Annotated in this window: 15 protein-coding genes; 12 read left to right on the top strand and 3 right to left on the bottom strand. The window is 59.7% G+C overall.

The features are described from left to right. Positions 1 to 42: 42 nt before the first annotated feature. Positions 43 to 561 carry an RNA polymerase sigma factor gene (locus KBY02_RS11020; protein WP_003415260.1) on the bottom strand — a complete coding sequence of 173 codons (519 nt, stop codon included), beginning with the start codon at positions 559 to 561 and terminating at the stop codon, positions 43 to 45. A gap of 182 nt (positions 562 to 743) precedes the next feature. Beyond that, positions 744 to 1,745 carry a type I glyceraldehyde-3-phosphate dehydrogenase gene (gene gap / locus KBY02_RS11025; protein ID WP_004406661.1) on the bottom strand — a complete coding sequence of 334 codons (1,002 nt, stop codon included), beginning with the start codon at positions 1,743 to 1,745 and terminating at the stop codon, positions 744 to 746. Between the two features lie 219 nt (positions 1,746 to 1,964). Between gap and edd the strand changes: the two genes are divergently transcribed. The 10 genes from edd (at position 1,965) to KBY02_RS11075 (ending at position 13,960) form a co-directional block, all read left to right on the top strand. Then, the gene (gene edd, locus KBY02_RS11030; protein WP_004406660.1) at positions 1,965 to 3,791 is read left to right on the top strand and encodes a phosphogluconate dehydratase; all 1,827 of its coding nucleotides are present in this window, start codon (positions 1,965 to 1,967) and stop codon (positions 3,789 to 3,791) included. Further along, on the top strand, positions 3,788 to 4,753 hold the full coding sequence (locus tag KBY02_RS11035; RefSeq protein ID WP_111522057.1) for a glucokinase: 966 nt from the start codon (positions 3,788 to 3,790) through the stop codon (positions 4,751 to 4,753). Before edd ends, KBY02_RS11035 begins: the two co-directional genes overlap by 4 nt. A gap of 50 nt (positions 4,754 to 4,803) precedes the next feature. Next, positions 4,804 to 5,541: a response regulator gene (locus KBY02_RS11040; protein ID WP_011266831.1), complete on the top strand. Its 738-nt coding sequence runs from the start codon at positions 4,804 to 4,806 to the stop codon at positions 5,539 to 5,541. A gap of 61 nt (positions 5,542 to 5,602) precedes the next feature. Next, on the top strand, positions 5,603 to 7,009 hold the full coding sequence (locus KBY02_RS11045; RefSeq protein ID WP_024660500.1) for an ATP-binding protein: 1,407 nt from the start codon (positions 5,603 to 5,605) through the stop codon (positions 7,007 to 7,009). A gap of 169 nt (positions 7,010 to 7,178) precedes the next feature. After that, entirely contained in the window at positions 7,179 to 8,465 is a 1,287-nt protein-coding gene (locus tag KBY02_RS11050) for an ABC transporter substrate-binding protein (RefSeq protein ID WP_024652783.1), read from the top strand. 104 nt (positions 8,466 to 8,569) lie between these two features. Further along, positions 8,570 to 9,478 carry a carbohydrate ABC transporter permease gene (locus KBY02_RS11055; RefSeq protein ID WP_003314048.1) on the top strand — a complete coding sequence of 303 codons (909 nt, stop codon included), beginning with the start codon at positions 8,570 to 8,572 and terminating at the stop codon, positions 9,476 to 9,478. Further along, positions 9,471 to 10,316, top strand: a complete 846-nt coding sequence (locus tag KBY02_RS11060; RefSeq protein WP_103714741.1) for a carbohydrate ABC transporter permease — start codon at positions 9,471 to 9,473, stop codon at positions 10,314 to 10,316. Before KBY02_RS11055 ends, KBY02_RS11060 begins: the two co-directional genes overlap by 8 nt. Before the next feature lie 2 nt (positions 10,317 to 10,318). Beyond that, entirely contained in the window at positions 10,319 to 11,488 is a 1,170-nt protein-coding gene (locus tag KBY02_RS11065; protein ID WP_024652784.1) for an ABC transporter ATP-binding protein, read from the top strand. A 125-nt stretch (positions 11,489 to 11,613) separates the two neighbouring features. Next, positions 11,614 to 12,975: a carbohydrate porin gene (locus KBY02_RS11070; protein ID WP_011266835.1), complete on the top strand. Its 1,362-nt coding sequence runs from the start codon at positions 11,614 to 11,616 to the stop codon at positions 12,973 to 12,975. 109 nt (positions 12,976 to 13,084) lie between these two features. Further along, entirely contained in the window at positions 13,085 to 13,960 is an 876-nt protein-coding gene (locus KBY02_RS11075; protein ID WP_057457992.1) for a D-hexose-6-phosphate mutarotase, read from the top strand. A 383-nt stretch (positions 13,961 to 14,343) separates the two neighbouring features. Here the strand turns inward: KBY02_RS11075 and KBY02_RS11080 are convergent, their stop codons facing one another. Beyond that, entirely contained in the window at positions 14,344 to 15,210 is an 867-nt protein-coding gene (locus KBY02_RS11080; protein ID WP_002552324.1) for a MurR/RpiR family transcriptional regulator, read from the bottom strand. A gap of 218 nt (positions 15,211 to 15,428) precedes the next feature. Between KBY02_RS11080 and zwf the strand changes: the two genes are divergently transcribed. Together zwf and pgl are read left to right on the top strand one after the other, a co-directional pair. After that, entirely contained in the window at positions 15,429 to 16,898 is a 1,470-nt protein-coding gene (gene zwf, locus KBY02_RS11085; protein WP_011266836.1) for a glucose-6-phosphate dehydrogenase, read from the top strand. Then, on the top strand, positions 16,885 to 17,598 hold the full coding sequence (gene pgl / locus KBY02_RS11090) for a 6-phosphogluconolactonase (protein ID WP_104652779.1): 714 nt from the start codon (positions 16,885 to 16,887) through the stop codon (positions 17,596 to 17,598). The genes zwf and pgl overlap by 14 nt, the downstream gene beginning before the upstream one ends. The last annotated feature ends 6 nt before the right edge of the window (positions 17,599 to 17,604 follow it).

Here is a 17,604-nt window from a genome sequence, read left to right on the forward strand (position 1 = left end):
CTGAAACTGTATCGATATGAGTGTGGCAGCGTGCGGTAGGGTTCAGGGCGGGTCAAGCCTGGAAAGGACGCCTATGCAGATCGCCATGATCAGTTTCAATTCTTTTTGTACGGTACTGGCAGAGACCTGCAACTGCTCGGCAATTTCCAGATAGCTGCGGCCATCGAGGCGGCTGAGGGTAAAGATTTTCTGCTGGCGCGGGCTCAGCGTGCTCAGACTGGCGCTCAGGTTCTCCAGCAGGCGCTTGGCGTGTGCAGCATCTTCGGGCGAGCCCAGCTGGGCCACGACATTTTCGAGCCGTGCAGGCGACACGTCTTCGAGCATGGTCCGGCCGTGGATGCGCCGCGCACGCAAATGATCCAGCGCCAGGTTGCGAGCGGTCTGGAAAACGAAGGGTTCAAGATGAGCGACCGGGTGTTCGGTCAATGCACGGCTGACGCGCAGCCAGGTTTCCTGAAGCAGGTCTTCAGCAGCGCTTTGATTGCCAACCATGCGTTGCAGAGTACGTAACAGGACCGGGCGCTGGGCCAGAAACACGTTGTTGAAGTCTGAGTGCGACACGAAGGAGCCCGACCGGAGATTCGAGCAAATGATAATGCTTCTCATCTTCTGGGAGGGTCAAGCCTGGATCTGTAAATATTTGTCCGCCAGAGGCGCGCTCAAGACCGCGCGAGGACGCCCGAAGCCGCATGCCCACGCAGTGCATGGGCATGAGAGCAGGCGCTTGTCTGGACGTCTGTCCTTTACTGCGCGTTATGCAGTGCCAGGCAGTTGTCGAGCATGCGATTGGAAAACGCCCATTCGTTGTCGTACCACGACAGTACCTTGAGCAGCTTGCCGCTGACCTTGGTGTGGTTGGCGTCGAAGATCGACGACAGCGGGTTGTGGTTGAAGTCGTGGGAGACCAGCGGCAATGAGTTGTAACCGAGCACTTTGGAGTGCTGACTGGCTTCTTTCATCAGCGCGTTGACTTCATCGGCGGTGGTTTCGCGCTTCAGGGTCACGGTCAGGTCGACCAGCGAAACGTTGATGACCGGTACGCGCACAGCCATGCCGGTGAGTTTGCCTGCCAGCTCCGGCAGTACCAGACCTACCGCTTCGGCAGCGCCGGTCTTGCTCGGGATCATCGACTGCGTGGCCGAGCGGGCGCGGTACGGATCGGTGTGATAGACATCGATCAGGTTCTGGTCGTTGGTGTAGGCATGAATGGTGGTCATCAGACCGTTTTCGATACCCAGCTCGCGATGCAGTATTTGAGCGACCGGTGCCAGGCAGTTGGTGGTGCACGAGGCGCTGGAGATGATCTGGTGCGACTGGCGCAGCGTGTCGTGGTTGACACCATAGACGATGGTGGCATCGGCACCGCTGGCTGGCGCGGAGATAATCACCTTGCGGGCGCCGGCGGTGAGGTGCGCGGCAGCCTTGTCACGGCTGGTGAACAGACCGGTGCATTCGAACACCACGTCTATGTCCTGCGCTTTCCACGGCAGCTCGGCCGGATTGCGAATGGCACTGACCGAAATACGGTCACCATTGACGGTCAGGCTGTCCTTGTCGCACTCGACCGTGCCGCTGAAAGGGCCGTGTACGGTGTCGAAGCGCAGCAGGTGTGCGTTCATTTCGCTGTCGCCAAGATCGTTGATGGCGACGACCTGCAGGTCCTGGCGGTAGCCTTGGGTATACAGTGCGCGTAGGACGTTGCGGCCGATTCGGCCAAAACCGTTGATTGCGATACGAAGAGTCATACAGCCGTCCTTCTGAATTTGTTGTTGGAATTACAAGATTATTCTCATAGAAATAGAAAACAAGCCTTTTTAGTGGCAATATTTTGTTTTATCTACAACTACAAGCCTGAAAGGCCCTCCCAGTTGATCGAGATCAGGGTTTTGCTCCCTGACAGTCACTGCTCGAAAACCGGAGCCGTCTTTACGGGTGACCTTAGACGTTAGCCTGGAGTTCATCACATGCATCCCCGCGTCCTTGAAGTAACCGAGCGTCTCATCGCCCGCAGTCGCGATACCCGTCAGCGCTACCTTCAATTGATTCGCGGCGCAGCGAGCGATGGCCCGATGCGCGGCAAGCTCCAATGCGCCAACTTTGCCCATGGCGTCGCCGCCTGCGGACCGGAAGACAAGCAAAGTCTGCGTCTGATGAACGCCGCCAACGTGGCCATCGTCTCTTCCTACAACGAGATGCTTTCGGCGCATCAGCCCTACGAACACTTTCCAGCCCAGATCAAACAGGCTTTACGTGACATTGGTTCGGTCGGTCAGTTTGCCGGCGGTGTGCCGGCCATGTGCGATGGCGTGACCCAGGGTGAGCCGGGCATGGAGCTGGCCATTGCCAGCCGTGAAGTGATTGCCATGTCCACGGCGATTGCCTTGTCACACAATATGTTCGACGCCGCCATGATGCTGGGCATCTGCGACAAGATCGTGCCCGGCCTGATGATGGGCGCCTTGCGGTTCGGTCATCTGCCGACCATTTTCGTGCCCGGCGGGCCGATGGTTTCAGGCCTCTCCAACAAGGAAAAAGCCGACGTACGGCAGCGTTATGCGGAAGGCAAGGCCACCCGCGAAGAGTTGCTCGACTCGGAAATGAAGTCGTATCACGGTCCGGGAACCTGCACCTTCTACGGCACCGCCAACACCAACCAGCTGGTGATGGAAGTGATGGGCATGCACCTTCCCGGTGCCTCGTTCGTCAATCCCTATACGCCCTTGCGTGATGCGCTGACGGCCGAGGCGGCCCGCCAGGTAACGCGTATGACCAAGCAAAGTGGCAGCTTCATGCCGATCGGCGAGATCGTCGACGAGCGCTCGCTGGTCAATTCCATCGTTGCGCTGCACGCGACTGGCGGCTCGACCAACCACACGCTGCACATGCCGGCCATTGCCCAGGCCGCCGGCATTCAGCTGACCTGGCAGGACATGGCCGATCTGTCGGAAGTGGTACCGACCCTCAGTCACGTCTACCCCAACGGCAAGGCCGATATCAACCACTTCCAGGCGGCAGGCGGCATGTCGTTCCTGATTCGCGAGCTGCTGGCTGCCGGCCTGCTGCACGAAAACGTCAACACCGTGGCCGGTTACGGCCTGAGCCGTTACACCAAAGAGCCGTTCCTGGAAGACGGCAAACTGGTCTGGCGTGAAGGGCCGCTCGAAAGCCTCGATGAAAATATCCTGCGGCCGGTTGCCCGTCCGTTCTCGCCAGAAGGTGGCCTGCGGGTCATGGAAGGCAACCTGGGGCGCGGCGTGATGAAAGTGTCCGCCGTGGCTCCGGAACATCAGATCGTCGAAGCGCCGGCCAAGGTGTTCCAGGATCAGAAGGAACTGGCCGATGCCTTCAAGGCGGGTGAGCTGGAGTGCGATTTCGTCGCGGTGATGCGCTTCCAGGGGCCGCGCTGCAATGGCATGCCCGAGCTGCACAAGATGACGCCGTTTCTGGGGGTCCTTCAGGATCGCGGGTTCAAGGTTGCGCTGGTCACCGATGGACGCATGTCGGGCGCCTCGGGCAAGATCCCGGCGGCGATTCATGTCTGTCCGGAAGCGTTCGATGGTGGCCCATTGGCTCTCGTGCGTGATGGCGATGTGATTCGTGTGGATGGTGTAAAAGGCACGTTACAAGTTCTGGTCGAAGCGTCAGAATTGGCCGCCAGAGAACCGGCCATCAACCAGATCGACAACAGTGTCGGCTGCGGTCGCGAGCTTTTTGGATTCATGCGCATGGCCTTCAGCTCCGCAGAGCAAGGCGCCAGCGCCTTTACCTCTAGTCTGGAGACGCTTAAGTGAAGTTGGCCCTGGTCGGTGATATAGGCGGTACCAATGCACGTTTTGCCATTTGGGAAAACAGCACGCTGCATTCTGTCCGGGTATTCCCGACCATTGACTACGCGGGTCCGGAGAAGGCCATCGAAGTCTATCTGCAAGACCTGGAGCTGCAGCGCGGCGATATCGGTCATGTATGCCTGGCGGTCGCCGGACCGGTCGACGGTGATTTTTTTCAGTTCACCAACAGCCACTGGCAATTGAGCCGCGAGGCGTTCTGCGCCGACCTGCAGGTCGATGAACTGCTGTTGATCAACGACTTCACCGCCATGGCGCTGGGCATGACCCGGCTCAAGGACGATGAATACCTGACGGTCTGCCACGGTGTCGGCAAGCCTGACCGGCCGCGCGTGGTGGTGGGGCCGGGGACCGGGCTGGGCGTCGGTACGCTGATCAAACTCGAAGGCAGTAGCTGGATGGCGTTGCCGGGCGAGGGCGGGCATGCCGATCTGCCCATCGGGACTGCGCGCGAGGCGCTGCTGTGGACACGGCTGATGGCCGAACACGAGCATGTCAGCGCCGAGGTCGTGCTCAGCGGTGCCGGCTTGCTGTTGCTGTATCAGGTCAGTTGCGCGCTGGACGATATCGAGCCGGTGCTCAAATCGCCTGCGGCGATCACCACCGCCGCGCTCTCGGGCGACCCGGTAGCCGCGGCAGTGCTGGAGCAATTCTGCGTGTTTCTCGGCAGAGTGGTCGGCAACCATGTGCTGGCCCTGGGCAGCCTCGGCGGGGTTTATATCGTCGGTGGCGTGGTGCCGCGCTTTACTGAGTTCTTCATCAACAGCGGGTTCAAGCGCGCCATGGCCGAGAAGGGCGTCATGAGCGACTATTTCAAAGGTCTGCCGGTGTGGCTGGTAACGGCCGAATACCCTGGCCTCATGGGGTCGGGCGTGGCCCTGCAACAGGCGTTTGGTGCGCAGATCTGAGCGATATGGCATAACAACAAGAATTCACAGCCAGACAAGGACGCTTCAACTTGAGCCCAGTCAGTAAATCGATCCTGTTGGTGGATGACGATCAGGAAATTCGCGAGTTGCTGGACACCTACCTGAGCCGCGCCGGTTTCCAGGTGCGCACGGTGGGTGATGGCGCGGATTTCCGCCGGGCGTTCAATGACCAGCCAAGCGACCTGCTGATCCTTGACGTCATGCTGCCCGATGAAGACGGTTTCAGTCTGTGTCGCTGGATCCGCCAGCATCCGCGTCAGCCGCATGTGCCGATCATCATGTTGACTGCCAGTTCTGACGAGGCCGACCGGGTCATCGGCCTGGAGCTGGGAGCCGATGATTATCTGGGCAAGCCGTTCAGTCCGCGCGAGCTTCAGGCGCGCATCAAGGCGCTGTTGCGACGTGCCCAGTTCGGTCAGGAGCGTCCGGGTGGCGATGTGATCCTGTTTGATGAGTGGCGACTGGACATGGTCAGCCACCGGCTGTTTCACAATGACGGCGAAGAGGTGATTCTGTCCGGCGCCGACTTCGCACTGCTCAAACTGTTTCTCGACAACCCCCAGCAGATTCTCGACCGCGACACCATCGGCAACGCCACGCGTGGGCGAGAGCTGATGCCGCTGGAGCGGATCGTCGACATGGCGGTCAGCCGCCTGCGTCAGCGTCTGCGCGACACCGGCAAGTCGCCGCGTCTGATCCGTACCATTCGTGGCAGTGGTTACCTGTTGGCCGCGAACGTCAACTCGCAAGCGGGCAACGGCTATTAAACCGACAGCGGCAGGCGCGAAGAGAACCGGCCTGCCGCTGCCGCGCTCGTTGCTGGGCCGCATGTTGCTGCTGACCTTGCTGGCGGTTCTCCTGGCTCAGGCGCTGTCCAGTGTGATCTGGCTGTCACAGCTACGTGCCACGCAGATGGAGGGCCTGGTGACCAGTGCGCGCAGCCTGGCGTACTCGATGGCGGCCAGTGTCAGCTACTTTCGCTCATTGCCGCTGGCTTACCGGCCTATGGTGCTCGACCAGTTGCGCAGTATGGGCGGCACACGCTTCGTGGTGTCACTCAACGATCATCCGTTGGACATGCAGATCATGCAGCCCACTCCTCGCAAGCAGGCGGTGCTGGACGTGGTGGGCGAAGTGCTGCGCCAGCGTCTGGGCAATGGTCCGGACATCACCGTATGGTTTGCGCGGCCCGAAGATCTGAGGATCTTCAACAGCGGTCTGAAGCTCGACGAGCTGCCGCGTTCCTGGGCCCATTACGCGTTGACACTCGAGCCGGTGAACCCTCCGGTGCTGGTCACGCAAATCGAAATGGCGCCCGGCGAGTGGTTCTACATTGCCTCGCTACTGCCTGAACCCTACACCTCGCTGGAGGAGCAGGAACTGCCCCTTCAGCAGGTGTCGTTCATTGTCCTGACCAGCGCATTTCTGCTGTTGTTCATCGGGTTGCTGGTGCATTGGCAGAGCCGTCCGCTCAAGCGCCTGGCGCGGGCCGCACGGGACATGTCGCTGGGCGCGGATGTCGAGCCTGTGGTCGAGGGCGGCGGCAGCGAAGTCATCGAGGTCAGCCGGGCATTCAACGCCATGCGCACGCGGATCAGCCGCTACCTGACCGAGCGAGGCCAGTTGTTCAGTGCCATCTCCCATGATCTGCGTACGCCCATCACGCGTTTGCGCCTGCGGGTCGAGTTGCTCGAGGATGAGCAACTGCAACGCAAATTCAGTCGCGATCTGGACGAACTGGAATTGCTGGTCAAAGGCGCGCTGCAGTGCGTCAAGGACACCGATATCCATGAAAACATCGAGCCGGTGGACCTCAATGCGCTGCTTGAATGTCTGGTCGAACCCTGGCTGCTCGCTGATGGCAATGGACGTGTCACGCAGCAGGGTGAGGCACAGGCTGCCTATTCAGGCAAACCGCTGGCGCTCAAGCGCTGCATCGGCAACCTGATCGACAACGCGCTCAAATACGGTGACCGCGCGCACCTGAAGGTCGAAGACGATGCCCACGCGTTCGTGCTGCATGTCGACGATGAAGGCCCTGGCGTTCCCGAGCAGCGCCTTGAGCACGTTTTCGAACCGCATTTCCGCCTGGCAGGCAATCAGCAGCAGGGCTACGGCCTTGGCCTGGGCATCGCTCGCAACATTGCCCACAGTCATGGCGGCGAAGTCAGCCTGCAGAACCTGCGTGACGGAGGGTTGCGGGTAACGTTGTACCTGCCGAGAACTGCGGAATGACTGGTTGGGAAGTGGCTTTTGGCTAATGGTTGCAATCGGATTTAAATTGTCACCATCCTGTGACAATTGCGCGTCCCTTCGTTACTGTCGGCGCGTCAGGCTTGGTTAGACTCCCACGAAGCGCAAGCACCAGACTTGCTCATGCATAACAACAAGAAAGGTCAATTCGATGAATTCCATGTCACGTCTCGCTGTTGTCATCTCTCTCGCTTCGTTGTTCCCTCTGAGCGCTAACGCCGCTGACTCCAAAGGCACTGTTGAAGTGGTGCACTGGTGGACGTCGGGTGGCGAAAAGGCTGCAGTCGATGTTCTGAAAGCTCAGGTTGAAAAGGACGGCTTCGCCTGGAAGGACGGCGCCGTTGCAGGCGGCGGCGGCTCCACGGCCATGACCGTGCTCAAGAGTCGCGCGGTTGCCGGCAATCCTCCTGGTGTGGCCCAGATCAAAGGCCCGGACATTCAGGAGTGGGCCTCTACCGGTCTGCTCGATACCGAGGCGCTGAAAGAGGTCGCCAAGTCCGAGAAGTGGGACTCCCTGCTGGACAAGAAAGTCTCCGACACCGTGAAGTACGAGGGCGATTACGTAGCCGTGCCGGTGAACATTCACCGCGTCAACTGGTTGTGGATCAACCCTGAAGTCTTCAAGAAAGCCGGTATCGACAAGGCACCCACTACGCTCGAAGAATTCTACGCCGCGGGCGACAAGCTGAAAAAAGCCGGCTTCATCCCGCTGGCGCATGGCGGTCAGCCTTGGCAGGACAGCACCGTGTTCGAAGCCGTTGTGCTCTCGGTCATGGGCGCTGACGGTTACAAGAAAGCCCTGGTCGATCTGGACAAGGATGCGCTGACCGGTGAAGGCATGGTCAAGTCGCTTACCGAACTCAAGAAAGTCGCGACCTACATGGATGCCGACGGCAAGGGCCAGGACTGGAACCTGGAAGCTGCCAAGGTCATCAATGGCAAGGCCGGCATGCAGATCATGGGTGACTGGGCCAAGAGTGAATGGACCGCGGCCAAGAAGGTCGCCGGCAAGGACTACCAGTGCGTAGCCTTCCCGGGCACCGACAAGGCGTTTACCTATAACATCGACTCGCTGGCCGTGTTCAAGCAGAAAGACGAGGGTACGACTGCCGCACAGCAGGATCTGGCCAAGGTCGCCATGGGTGAGGATTTCCAGAAGGTCTTCAGCATCAACAAAGGGTCGATCCCGGTTCGTGAGGACATGCTGTCCGACATGAGCAAGTACGGTTTCGATTCGTGTGCGCAAACTGCTGCGAAGGACTTCCTGGCTGATTCCAAGACCGGCGGTCTGCAGCCAAGCATGGCGCACAACATGGCAACTACGCTGGCAGTGCAGGGCGCGTTCTTCGATGTGGTGACCAACTACATCAACGACCCGTCAGCCGATCCGGCAGCAACCGCCAAAAAGCTGGCTACTGCGATCAAATCTGCCCAGTAATTCGTTTTTAACCGCCTTTAACCGTCGTCCGCAGTGTTGAAATCCCTGGTTGATTTCACCTGCGGCTGCGGCCTGGATTCGATATACCGCATGGGATACTCCCGATGAGCTCTGTCGCTGCGAACAGCAAAGCCTCGCCAATGGATGCGCTGCAACGCTGGCTACCAAAACTGGTGCTGGCCCCCAGCATGTTCATCGTACTGGTGGGGTTCTACGGCTACATCCTCTGGACATTCGCACTGTCGTTCACCAACTCGACGTTCCTGCCTTCCTATAAATGGGTCGGCCTGGCGCAATACGCGCGTCTGATGGACAACGATCGCTGGTGGGTGGCAAGCAAGAACCTCGCGGTCTTTGGCGGGATGTTCATTGCAATCAGCCTGGTGATCGGGGTCCTGCTGGCCGTCCTGCTGGACCAGCGGATTCGTCGCGAGGGCATGATTCGTACTATCTACCTGTACCCGATGGCGCTGTCGATGATCGTCACCGGTACTGCCTGGAAATGGTTGCTCAACCCTGGCCTGGGCCTGGACAAGATGTTGCGCGACTGGGGCTGGGAAGGTTTCCGTTTCGACTGGCTGATTGATCAGGACCGCGTTGTGTACTGCCTGGTCATCGCAGCGGTATGGCAGTCCTCGGGCTTCGTCATGGCGTTGTTTCTGGCGGGGCTGCGTGGCGTCGATCAGTCGATCATTCGCGCGGCGCAGATGGATGGCGCAAGTCTGCCGATGATCTACTGGCGCGTCGTGCTGCCAAGCCTGCGTCCGGTATTCTTCAGTGCCGTGATGATTCTCGCGCACATTGCGATCAAGAGTTTCGACCTGGTAGCCGCGATGACCGCCGGTGGCCCCGGTTACTCATCCGACCTGCCGGCGATGTTCATGTATTCCTTCACCTTCAGCCGCGGCCAGATGGGCATGGGCTCTGCCAGTGCCATTCTGATGCTCGGCGCGATCCTGGCGATTCTGGTGCCGTATCTGTATTCCGAGCTGAGGACCAAACGCCATGACTAGTCATGTTGGCAAACCGGGCATCAGCTTCAGTCGTGTTCTGATTTACGCGGTGCTGATGCTGGCCTGTCTGATTTATCTGGTGCCGCTGGTGGTGATGCTGTTCACCAGCTTCAAGACCCCCGAGGACATCGGCACCGGCAACCTGTTGAGCTGGCCGAGCGTAGTGACTGCAATCGGCTGGCTAAAAGCCTGGGATCTGGTCGATGGCTACTTCTGGAACTCGATAAAAATCACCGTTCCGGCCGTGATCATCTCCACCGCAATCGGCGCGCTCAATGGCTATGTGCTGTCGATGTGGCGTTTCAAGGGCTCGCAGCTGTTCTTCGGTCTGTTGCTGTTCGGTTGCTTTCTGCCGTTTCAGACCGTCCTGCTGCCGGCATCCTTTACGCTGGGCAAGATGGGCCTGGCCAACACGACCACCGGGCTGGTGTTTGTTCATGTGGTCTACGGGCTGGCATTTACCACGCTATTCTTCCGTAACTACTACGTCAGCATTCCCGACGCGCTGGTCAAGGCTGCACGACTGGACGGTGCCGGTTTCTTCACCATCTTCGGGCGCATCATTCTGCCGATGTCCACGCCCATCGTGATGGTCTGCCTGATCTGGCAGTTCACCCAGATCTGGAACGATTTCCTGTTCGGCGTTGTGTTCTCCAGCGGCGAGTCTCAGCCGATCACTGTGGCCCTGAACAATCTGGTCAACACCAGCACAGGTGCCAAGGAATACAACGTTGACATGGCGGCGGCGATGATTGCCGGCCTGCCGACACTGCTGGTCTACGTACTGGCTGGCAAGTATTTCCTGCGTGGGCTCACGGCCGGCGCGGTCAAGGGGTAATCATGGCGACTCTCGAATTACGCAACGTCAACAAGACCTACGGCAGCAACCTGCCGGACACACTCAAGAACATCGACCTGTCGATCAAGGATGGCGAGTTCCTGATCCTGGTCGGTCCATCGGGCTGCGGTAAATCCACCCTGATGAACTGCATTGCCGGTCTGGAAAGCATCAGTGGCGGCGAGATTCTGATCGACGGCCAGGACGTCAGCGGCACCAGCCCCAAGGACCGCGACATTGCCATGGTCTTTCAGTCCTACGCCCTGTACCCGACCATGAGCGTGCGTGAAAACATCGCCTTCGGGCTGAAGATCCGCAAGATGCCGCAAGCCGACATCGACGCTGAAGTGGCGCGCGTTGCCAAGCTGTTGCAGATCGAGCACCTGCTCAATCGCAAGCCGGGTCAGATGTCCGGTGGCCAGCAACAGCGTGTCGCGATGGGCCGTGCCCTGGCACGTCGACCGAAGATCTACCTGTTCGATGAGCCGCTGTCCAACCTCGACGCCAAGTTACGCGTCGAGATGCGTACCGAAATGAAGTTGATGCATCAACGCCTCAAAACCACCACCGTCTATGTGACCCACGATCAGATCGAGGCCATGACGCTGGGTGACAAGGTGGCGGTGATGAAGGACGGTATCGTCCAGCAGTTCGGTACGCCCAAGCAGATCTACACCGATCCGGCCAACCTGTTCGTCGCCAGCTTCATCGGTTCGCCGCCGATGAACTTCATCCCGCTGCGCCTGCAACGCAAGGATGGCCAGTTGATCGCTGCGCTCGACAGTGGCCAGGCGCGTTGCGAACTGCCGGTGGGTGTGTCCGATGCAGGCCTGGAAGATCGAGAAATCATTCTCGGTATTCGCCCTGAACAGATTATGCTGGCCGGCGCTGAATCGACCGGGCTGCCGACCATTCGTGCCGAGGTCCAGGTGACCGAGCCGACCGGTCCGGATACGCTGGTGTTCGTCACGCTCAACCAGAGCAAGGTCTGCTGTCGCCTTGCCCCGGATGTCGCACCACAGGTGGGCGAGAGCCTTACCCTGCAGTTCGATCCTGCCAGGGTGCTGATTTTCGATGCCCAGAGCGGCGAGCGTCTTGGGGTGTTGGGAGCGCGGCAGGCGGCTGAACGGGAAAACAATGTGTCACCGGTCCAGCCGCAAGTGATAAATTGATTCAGCAATGAGCACCGCTGGCTGGCCGTTGGCTGCCAAAACGCACGGCCGATCAGCGAATACAAGGCAGTGAATGAAGCAACATGTCTACCAAAGCTAATAACAATAAAACGAGGATTGATGGGATGAAGAAGATCAACAAAGGTAAATCGCTTTCCCGGCTCCAGTTGGTATGCAAGCTGTCGGCGTTGGGTGCAATGGGTCTGGCAGGCAGCGTTCACGCCGCCGAGCCATTTGCCGCGGATTCACCCTGGATGACGGGTGACTGGGGTGGCAAGCGCACCGAGTTGCTGGACAAGGGTTATGACTTCTCGCTGGAATACGTTTCCGAGATGGCCAGCAACCTGAAGGGCGGCTACAACGATGACACCACCGGTCGTTACAGCGACCAGTTCGCGCTGGGCATGAAAGTCGATTTGCAGAAGGTTCTTGGCTGGCAAGACGCGGAGTTCAAGCTGGCAATCACCGAACGTAGCGGTCGCAATATCTCCAATGACCGTATCGGCGATCCTCGCGCCGGTACACTCAGCTCCTCCCAGGAAGTCTGGGGCCGTGGTCAGACCTGGCGCCTGACGCAGATGTGGATCAAGCAGAAGTACTTCGACGGCGCGCTGGACGTCAAGGCCGGTCGCTTTGGTCCGGGCGAAGACTTCAACAGCTTCCCGTGCGACTTCCAGAACCTGTCGTTCTGCGGCTCGCAGGTCGGTAACTACGTTAATACCTGGTACAACTGGCCTATCAGCCAGTGGGCGTTGCGCATCAAGTACAACATCACGCCTGAAGTCTATGCCCAGGTCGGCGTGTACGAGCAGAACCCGTCCAACCTGGAAACAGGCAACGGCTTCAAGCTCAGTGGCAGTGGCACCGAAGGCATGATTCTGCCGGTCGAACTGGTCTGGACTCCGTCCTTCAACTCGTTGCCTGGTGAGTACCGTGTCGGTTACTACAAGAGCACGCCGAACGCCAACGATGTCTATGAAGACGTGAACGGTCAGCCGCAGGCCTTGACTGGCGCAGCGTTCAAGTCGCACAGCAGCAAGCATGGCTGGTGGGTCGTGGCTCAGCAACAACTGACCACTCATGACGGCGACGCCTCGCGCGGCCTGAGCATCTTCGCCAACGCCACCGTGCATGACAAGGCGACCAACTTCGTCGACAACTACCAGCAGATCGGTTTCACGTACAAAGGTCCGTTCAACTCGCGTCCGAAAGATGACATCGGTATCGGTTTTGCCCGTATCCACGTCAACGACGATGTTCAGGATCGCGTGCGTCTGGCCAACCAGATCAGCGGTATCAACGACTACGACAACCCTGGCTTCCTGCCGGTTCAGAGCACTGAGTACAACTCTGAAATCTACTACGGCTTCCATGTCACCAACTGGCTGACCGTGCGTCCCAACCTGCAGTACATCAAGCATCCTGGTGGCGTAGATCAGGTTGATGATGCGCTGGTAGCGGGCATCAAGATCCAGTCGAAGTTCTGAGTATTGACTGACGCGTAACGCGATCAAGGGTCGTGTGTGCTTTGCGGGCAGCCTGGCTGCCCGTTTTTTTATGGCTTGATCCTTTTATTTTTCAGGGACGCGATTGGCGATGACCACTCACGACGCGCAACTGCCTGAACATCCCTTGCAACGCTTCTTCCGATCCCGACGGGCCAGACCTACTTTCGAGTGGGAGCGCCATCAGCTGCGCGAGGTACTGGTCATCGACCACCCGCAATGTCAGGCCGTATTCAGTCGTCAGGGCGCGCAATTGCTGCACTTCCAGCCGCATGGCCAGAAACCCTGGCTCTGGTGCGCCGCGCAGTGGCCCCAGGTGGGCGCCATTCGTGGAGGCGTGCCGGTCTGCTGGCCATGGTATGGCCGACATCCCGGCGAGAGCGGCTGGCCGGCGCACGGCTGGGGACGTTTGCTGGACTGGAAACTGATCGACAGCAGTGAGAGTGAGGAGGGTGTGAGCCTGCACTGGCGCTTGCAATTGTGGGACTGGCAGGTCGATCTGCATGCCGAGCTGGGGCAGAGCATGGAACTGCGTTTGAGCACGTGTCACGAGGACAGCGAGCCGTGTCACTTCAGCCATGCGCTGCATGTTTATTGGCGGATCGGTGATGTGGCTGAGGTCGCGCTGGAGGGGCTCGACGGCGCACAGGGTTATGACCAACTCAGCCGCCAGGCCTGTCAGCAACAGGGCGAACTGCGCGTGGCGGGCGCCTGCCAACGCGTATTCGAACATGCCGGCGCCGTACAGCTCCAGGACCCGATCTGGCAGCGCAGGCTCAACATCGACACCGGCGACAGCACCAATACCGTCGTCTGGCACCCCGGCAGCCGACCGCTCCTCGGCGTATGCGGCAGCGAAACCACAGGCTTTGTCCGCGTCGAAGCCGCCTCAGGCTCCGGCGACACCTTCAGCCTGCGGCCCGGAGAACACGTGCAGCTCAAACTGCAAGCCAGCCTGGCGGGGTGAGTTGCATGTGACGCAGAGCGTCGGCACGATAGTCAAACCCCGATGGCACAGACGACGCAGAGTGCGACGTAAGTGACGGCTGAGTCCTGGCGCTGATCCGGGGGTAGCCTGGCAGGACGCCAGGCTAGCCGCACCGGGCCATGGATGGCCCGTTGCGGCGACCCCCGGATCAGTGCCAGGGCGAAGGAACCCGACGAAGTCGGGCCGGAAACGGAGCGAGGACTTTGCTTACTTTGGTCCCTCAAAGTAAGGCGCCGTAAGGGCGCAAAGGTGACCTGAGCAGAACCTCAATCCACCTGACAAAGAAAAACCGCCGTGTGACGCAGAGCGTCACGAACTGCATGCCGACGCGGAGCGTCGGCACGATAGTCAACGACACCCGGTCAGCCCTGATCCTCGATCGGATAACGGCTGTCATTCAGACTTTCCTTGATCTTGCGCAGATGCGGCTGGAAATCGACGCCGCGGCGCAGCGTCATACCCGTGGCCAGCACATCGAGCACAGTCAACTGAATGATCCGCGACGTCATCGGCATATAAATATCCGTATCTTCCGGCAGAGGAATGTTCAGACTCACCGTACTGGCCTGGGCCAGCGGCGAACCGGCTGCCGTCAGCCCCAGCACCGACGCGCCGTTGGCCCGGGCGATACGCGCCACCTCCACCAACTCACGGGTACGGCCTGTATACGAAATGATCACGAACAACTCGCCGGTATGAGCCACCGACGCAATCATCCGCTGCATCAGCACATCGGCATGCGCCGTCACCGCCAGATTGAAGCGGAAGAATTTATGCTGCGCGTCCAGGGCTACCGGCGCGGAGGCACCCAGCCCGAAAAAATGGATCTGCCGCGCCTGGATGAGCATGTCCACAGACTTGCTGATCAAGGCCGGGTCCAATTGCTGGCACGCGCTGTCCAGTGACGCGATGGCGCTGCCGAAAATCTTCTGGGTATAGGCCTCCGGATTATCATCGGCTTCCACCGCACGGCTGACATAGGCCGCGCCGCTGGCCAGGCTCTGGGCCAGTTGCAGCTTCAATTCCGGATAGCCACTGACACTGAACGAACGGCAGAAGCGATTGACCGTCGGCTCGCTGACCTTGGCGGCCTGGGCAAGCGCTGCAATGCTCAGCCGCGTGGCCATCTGCGGGTTGAGCAGGATGACCTCGGCCACTTTGCGTTCGGCCTTGTTCAGCTCGTCGAGTCGGCCCTGGATTTGCTCCAGGAGGTTTCTTACGCGGTCCATTCAAAGTCCTTGTCGGGGCTGATTTACCAACGGTTTTGCCTTGGGCTTTTATTAGCCCTTTAGCCTGTAGCAAAGGTGGCCTATCGTACTGAGGGCCTGTGTTGATCACCACTGGAATATGCTTTCAGGCAGAATGTTGTGGTTATTACTACATATGGCCTTGAGTAACGCCTTTAAAAAAGGTATTTGTAGCCTAACTTGATAAAAGAACCAACATTATGCCCTTGATTACGGTTGAACCGTGCACATTTGCCCTGTTTGGTGCCCTGGGGGACCTTGCGGTACGCAAGCTGTTCCCGGCTCTTTATCAGCTTGATCGCGCTGGACTGCTGCATGAAGACACAAAAATTCTTGCCCTGGCGCGTGAACCAGGCGACGAAGAGTCGCATCTGGCGTACATCGAAAAATCCATGCGCCGCTTCATTCCCGAGACGGAACTGGAGCCGGACAACCTGAGCCGCTTTCTGGCGCGTCTCAGCTATCTGCATGTCGACTTTCTCAAGGCCGAGGATTACGTTGCGCTCGCCGAGCGGGTTGGCAATGCCGAAACCCTGATCGCCTATTTCGCCACACCGGCCTCGGTCTATGGCGCCATCTGCGAGAACCTCGCGTCGGTCAACCTGGCCGAGCGCACGCGTGCCGTACTGGAAAAACCCATCGGCCACGACCTGGCCTCTTCGCGCCGTGTCAATGACGCCGTCGCGCAGTTTTTCCCGGAAAACCGCGTTTATCGTATCGACCACTATCTGGGCAAGGACACGGTACAGAACCTCATCGCTCTGCGCTTCGCCAACAGCCTGTTCGAAACCCAGTGGAACCAGAACCATATTTCGCACGTAGAGATCACGGTGGCCGAGAAGGTCGGCATCGAAGGCCGTTGGGGCTACTTCGATCAGGCCGGCCAGCTGCGTGACATGATTCAGAACCACCTGCTGCAGCTGCTCTGCCTGATTGCCATGGACCCGCCAAGCGACCTGTCGGCCGACAGTATCCGTGACGAGAAGGTCAAGGTGCTCAAGGCACTCGCACCCTTCACCCCGGAGCGTCTGGCGACCCAGGTGGTGCGTGGCCAGTACACCTCTGGCTACAGCGAAGGCAAGGCGGTGCCTGGCTATCTGGAAGAGGAAAACTCCAATACCCAGAGCGATACCGAAACCTTCGTCGCGTTGCGTGCCGATATCCGCAACTGGCGCTGGTCGGGTACGCCGTTCTATTTGCGCACCGGCAAACGCATGCCGCAGAAGCTGTCGCAGATCGTGATCCATTTCAAAGAGCCGCCGCACTACATCTTCGCGCCTGAACAGCGTTTGCAGATCAGCAACCGCCTGATCATCCGCCTGCAGCCTGACGAAGGCATCTCCTTGCAGGTGATGACCAAGGATCAGGGCCTGGACAAGGGCATGCAGCTGCGCAGCGGTCCCTTGCAACTGAATTTTTCCGACACCTACCGCAGCGCTCGTGTCCCCGACGCCTATGAGCGGTTGTTGCTGGAAGTCATGCGTGGCAATCAGAACCTGTTTGTCCGCAAAGATGAGATCGAGTACGCCTGGCAATGGTGCGATCAATTGATCGCTGGCTGGAAGAAGGCGGGCGATGCGCCCAAGCCTTACCCGGCCGGAACCTGGGGGCCGATGAGCTCCATTGCCCTGATTACTCGCGACGGGAGATCCTGGTATGGCGACATGTGACCTCAAGCTGCCGGCAGGGCTGGTAGCACACGATTTCGACACGGCGCAGCAACTGGCCGATGCACTGGCTGAAAATGTCTCCGAGCGCCTGAAGCAGGCGATCAGCGAGAACGGTCTGGCGACGCTGGTGGTGTCCGGTGGACGCAGCCCGGTCGCCTTCTTCCAGCGTCTGGCGACACAACCGCTGGAGTGGTCGAAGGTGGTCATCAGTCTGGCGGACGAGCGCTTCGTGCCGACCGAGCACGCCGACAGCAATGCCGGCCTGTTGCAGCGCCACTTGTTGCAGGGGCCCGTGGCGAAGGCGAAGTTTCTCGGCCTGTACAGCGTGGCGAGCAGTGTCGAGGAAGCCGCGCAGGCTGCCGATCAGGCCTTGGCCGAGCTGCCACCCATTGATGTACTGATTCTGGGCATGGGCGACGACGGGCATACCGCATCGCTATTCCCCAACAGCCCGAATCTGAGCGAAGCCCTTGATCTGCAAGGCGAGCGCCGCTGCCTGCCCATGCTCGCACCGAGCGTGCCGCACCAGCGCCTGACCCTGACCCGCCGACTGCTGGCGTCGGCGCGCTCACCGATTCTGTCGGTGTCCGGTCAGGCCAAGCTCGACACCCTGCGCGCCGCGCTGGCAGGCGATGACCTCGCCGAAATGCCGGTGCGTGCCTTTCTCAACCCGTCTCTCGAGATTTACTGGTGCCCATAAGCCCCG

The organism is Pseudomonas sp. P129 (assembly GCF_020312195.1).
GTDB classification, from domain to species: domain Bacteria; phylum Pseudomonadota; class Gammaproteobacteria; order Pseudomonadales; family Pseudomonadaceae; genus Aquipseudomonas; species Aquipseudomonas fragariae.